This window comes from Tissierella sp. (assembly GCF_052089545.1).
Classification (GTDB): Bacteria; Bacillota; Clostridia; order Tissierellales; family Tissierellaceae; genus Tissierella_A.
The window spans coordinates 1-4,199 of record NZ_JBQDAA010000199.1; the positions used below are offsets into that span (position 1 = coordinate 1).

Consider the following 4,199-nt stretch of genomic DNA (forward strand, 5'->3'; position numbering starts at 1 on the left):
TAATAATACGATTGAAAATTTATATATTTAGAACTGTCTAGTAGCTAAAATTAATTAGCTACTAGGCATTTTTTTTTGAGAATAGTTTATCATCAGCATTTTCGATGTTTTTAAAGTCAGATATGTAGATGGAGATATTTTTAATCATTTTCTAATTTTAATATTTGTAGCCTTTCTAAAATAACTAATTGAATATACAACTTCTTGTAGCGAATTTATTTTGACAATAATTAGTTTATATGTAAGATACCAGACTATTAATCTAATATACAAACCCTGAATTAATAGCTATTTTTTTCTCAATGTCTTGAATTCTATCGGAAACATACAAGTAATGATAATTAGTATATTTTTTTTAAAACGTTTTCTTTATTATATAAATAAGCTTTATAAGGACCATGTGTTTTTCTGATGATACTATAATTGAGTTGTGAAAAAATTATCTTTGTGATATAGTTCGCTTGTAAATAAAAATAATAATTTAATTCGAGGGGAAGTCATTATATTGAATATTGGTGTAATAAAAGATCCAAAACAAGGTGAATCAAGAGTGGGAATGACTCCAGAAAACGTTAATCGTCTGGTTCAATCAGGGAATAAAGTTTTTGTTGAAAAAAATGCTGGTTTAGGTTCTGGTTTTCCTGATAATTTGTATGAAGAAGTTGGAGCTATGATAGTAGACACAAAGGACGCTTGGAATGTTGATTTAGTAGTAAAAGTAAAAGAGCCCATGAAAGAAGAATTTAAATATTTTAAAGAAGATTTAATCATTTGGGGTTTCTTACATTTAGCTGCATCAAAAGAAGTAGTTGAAGCAATGGTTAATGCTAAAGTAACTGCTATTTCCGGTGAAAACATTTCTATTGATGGGGTTTTAGAACTCCTCAAACCAATGAGTGCTATTGCTGGAAGACGCGCTGTTAACTTAGGACAGTATTATTTAGAGAAAGAGCATGGGGGAGAAGGTATTCTACTACCAGGTATCGATGGAATTGACCCTGGTGTAGTTGTTATTCTAGGCGGAGGAAACGCTGCTGAAAACTCAGCTGATATGGCACTCGGTATAAACTGTAAAGTATATATTTTAGAATTAAATGAACAACGTATTGAGTATCTTGAAAATAGGTATAAAGGAAAGAATATTGAAATAATTAGTTCAACTACAGAGAATTTAGAAAAATATATTCAAGTAGCTGATGTTTTCATTTCTACTATATTGATTCCTGGTGCTAAACCACCTAAAATCGTTAAAGAGTATATGGTTAAGACGATGAAGCCAGGTAGTGTAATTGTCGATATTGCTATTGATCAAGGGGGAACTGTGGAAACTATTGAATCTCCAACATCTCATCAAGATCCCATTTTTGAAAAACACGGTGTTATCCATTATGCTGTTCCTAACATGCCGGGAGCTACACCAAGAACATCAACTATTGCTTTGGCACAAGGAAACATAAGTTATTTATTAGGGATTTCTGAAAATGGATTGGAAGATGCGATTACTTCTGTCAAAGGATTAGCAAGTGGTATCAGTATTTATAAAGGTCATATAACACAACAAGGAATTGCTGATTCTAGTGGATATAGTTACTATGAATTGGAGGCTTTGATTAATGAATAACATCAATGTGAAATTGCCTATTAGTATAAATGATGTAAGAGAAGCTAAATTTATTTTAAAAAATAATTCTCGTATATCACCTCTAGTTAAATCATTTTATTTATCTGGTAAAAGTGGAGGAGAAGTATATTTAAAACTTGAAAATATGCAGTTAACTGGTTCTTTTAAATTTAGAGGTGCTTTTAATAAGATATCTCACTTGTCTAAAGAAGAAAAATCAAAAGGAGTAATTGCTTGTTCTGCAGGTAACCATGCGCAAGGTGTAGCTTTATCTTGTCACTTACAAGGTATAAGGAGTAAAATAGTTATGCCGGTAGATGCACCAAAAGCAAAAATTTCTGCAACTGAAGGTTATGGCGCAGAAGTTGTTTTATTTGGAGACTCTTTTGATGAAGCAAAAGCAAAATGTTTAGAAATTCAAAAAGAGACAGGTGAAACATTTATTGCACCTTATGATGACCCTTATGTCATGGCTGGACAAGGAACAATAGGACTGGAAATTTTAGATGAAATCTGGGATGTAGATACTGTTATAGTACCTGTAGGTGGAGGAGGTCTAATATCAGGTATGGCTGTTGCCCTTAAAGCTTTCAACCCCTTAATAAATATAATAGGTGTTCAAGCAGAACGTGTTCATGGTATGGCCGCTTCTTTTAAAGAAGGAAAAATAACTCCCCATAAAGAAGGCTCTACTTTAGCAGATGGTTGTGCTGTTCAAACTCCTGGCGTTCTTACATTTGAAATAGTAAATGAATTGGTAACTGATATGATATTAGTAAGCGAAGATGAAATTGAACTTGCTATGAAAGATTTAATCCAAAGAACTAAATCCGTTGTAGAGGGTGGTGGTGCTCTTGCTACAGCAGCTATTCTAAGCGGTAAAGTGGATAAGTATGTAAGAAATAAAAAAGTTGTTGCAGTTATTTCTGGTGGCAATGTTGATTTATCAAGGATATCTGATATTATGGGTCACTTTCTAACAGCGAATGAATTAATTAATTAATTCATTTGTTTACTTAAAAAAATAGTAATTCTAGAAAATCATTTGATTATTAAAGTGATTTTATATTAAATACAAATATTTTTTAACTATCTTATTTAATATTTGAAAAGCATTAAATAAAAGTAGTGTAGTGTCCGCTAAAATTGGATATTATACTACTTTTTATTATGTGCAAATTTTTTAAGATAATATATGGTGAATATTATATTCTAAAAGATAGGTGAAAATATATTTTCTAATATAAATAGAGAAGATAATAGTTTTAAAAAAATCAAGTTTAAATCAGCGACATAAAAGTACTACTTTCTTATAAACAAACATTATTTTTGGAAAGATGATATAGTTAGATAGTAAAGCAAATAATCATTAAAGTATTTAAAGGGGGAATTTAAGCAGTGAGTAAACAACAAATTGGTGTAGTGGGAATGCTGTAATGGGTGAAAATTTAGCTTTAAATATTGAAAGTAAAGGTTATACAGTTTCTATCTTTAACAGAACAGGCTCTAAAACTGAAGCTATTATTACAGCAAATCCAGATAAAAAATTAGTTCCGACATATACAATGGAAGAATTTGTTGAATCGCTAGAAAAACCTAGACGTATTCTACTTATGGTGCAGGCTGGTAACGGTACAGATTCGACTATCCAAGGTCTTTTACCATATCTTGATTCAGGTGATATTCTAATTGACGGAGGTAATACCTGACTACCGCCAGCGAAATGTACCAGCGGGAGGTGCGGACATAATCTTGGACAACTATAAGTCAGGAGAATGTCCATGTACTCTTACGAAGAAAGAATGAAAGCTGTAAAACTTTACATCAAATACGAACACTCTTTGGCGTCAGTCATTCATGAATTAGGCTATCCTTCTTCAAAAGCTTTATACAAATGGTTTAAGGAATATGAAGAGAATGGTGATCTTTCTAAGACTTCAAAAAGAAAACGTGAATTTACGCAAGAAGAAAAGCAGTTTGCTGTTAATCACTATATCGAATACGGTCGCAATTATTCTAGAACTGTTCGCATGTTGGGTTATCCAGATAGAAACATTCTTAGCGATTGGTGTAAAGAACTTGCACCTGAAGCTCGTAAAATCAGGCGAAGTAAGTTAAACTATTCTCAAGAGCAGAAAAAAGAGGCCGTTATCCATCTTGTGAGCCGAGAAACCTCTGTCCAAAAAATTGCTGAGCGCCTGCAGGTCACCCGTAAAACGCTCTATGATTGGAAAGAGGAGCTCATCGGAGAGGAGCTTCCACCTAATATGACGAATATGCCTGATAGCCCTCAACTAGAAGGGTTGAAAAATGAAGTTGATGTTTTAAAACAAGAAGTTTATCGACTACGAATGGAAAAAGATATCTTGGAAAAGTCTGCCGAACTTGTAAAAAAGAATGGGGCATCAATCCAAAACATCTCTCCAACAAGGAAAAAACAAGAGTGATTGATGCATTAAAAACCTTTTATCCATTGGCACTTTTACTAGAGAATTTGGATTTAGTTAAGAGTAGTTATTTTTACCACAGAAGTCAGGCTAAGCTTCCGGATAAATATGCTGATCTAAGGGTAATGCTT

Annotated in this window: 4 protein-coding genes; all 4 read left to right on the forward strand. The window is 32.6% G+C overall.

The features are described from left to right. Positions 1-505 precede the first annotated feature (505 nt). The 4 genes from ald (at position 506) to ACTHW2_RS11375 (ending at position 4,068) form a co-directional block, all read left to right on the forward strand. Complete coding sequence (gene ald, locus ACTHW2_RS11360) at positions 506-1,621, forward strand: alanine dehydrogenase (protein WP_138471993.1); 1,116 nt, start codon at positions 506-508, stop codon at positions 1,619-1,621. After that, the gene (gene tdcB / locus ACTHW2_RS11365; protein WP_442264037.1) at positions 1,614-2,624 is read left to right on the forward strand and encodes a bifunctional threonine ammonia-lyase/L-serine ammonia-lyase TdcB; all 1,011 of its coding nucleotides are present in this window, start codon (positions 1,614-1,616) and stop codon (positions 2,622-2,624) included. The genes ald and tdcB overlap by 8 nt, the downstream gene beginning before the upstream one ends. Before the next feature lie 433 nt (positions 2,625-3,057). Then, positions 3,058-3,330 carry an NAD(P)-binding domain-containing protein gene (locus tag ACTHW2_RS11370; RefSeq protein ID WP_442264038.1) on the forward strand — a complete coding sequence of 91 codons (273 nt, stop codon included), beginning with the start codon at positions 3,058-3,060 and terminating at the stop codon, positions 3,328-3,330. 72 nt (positions 3,331-3,402) lie between these two features. Beyond that, on the forward strand, positions 3,403-4,068 hold the full coding sequence (locus tag ACTHW2_RS11375; RefSeq protein WP_209494398.1) for a transposase: 666 nt from the start codon (positions 3,403-3,405) through the stop codon (positions 4,066-4,068). Positions 4,069-4,199: the final 131 nt, after the last annotated feature.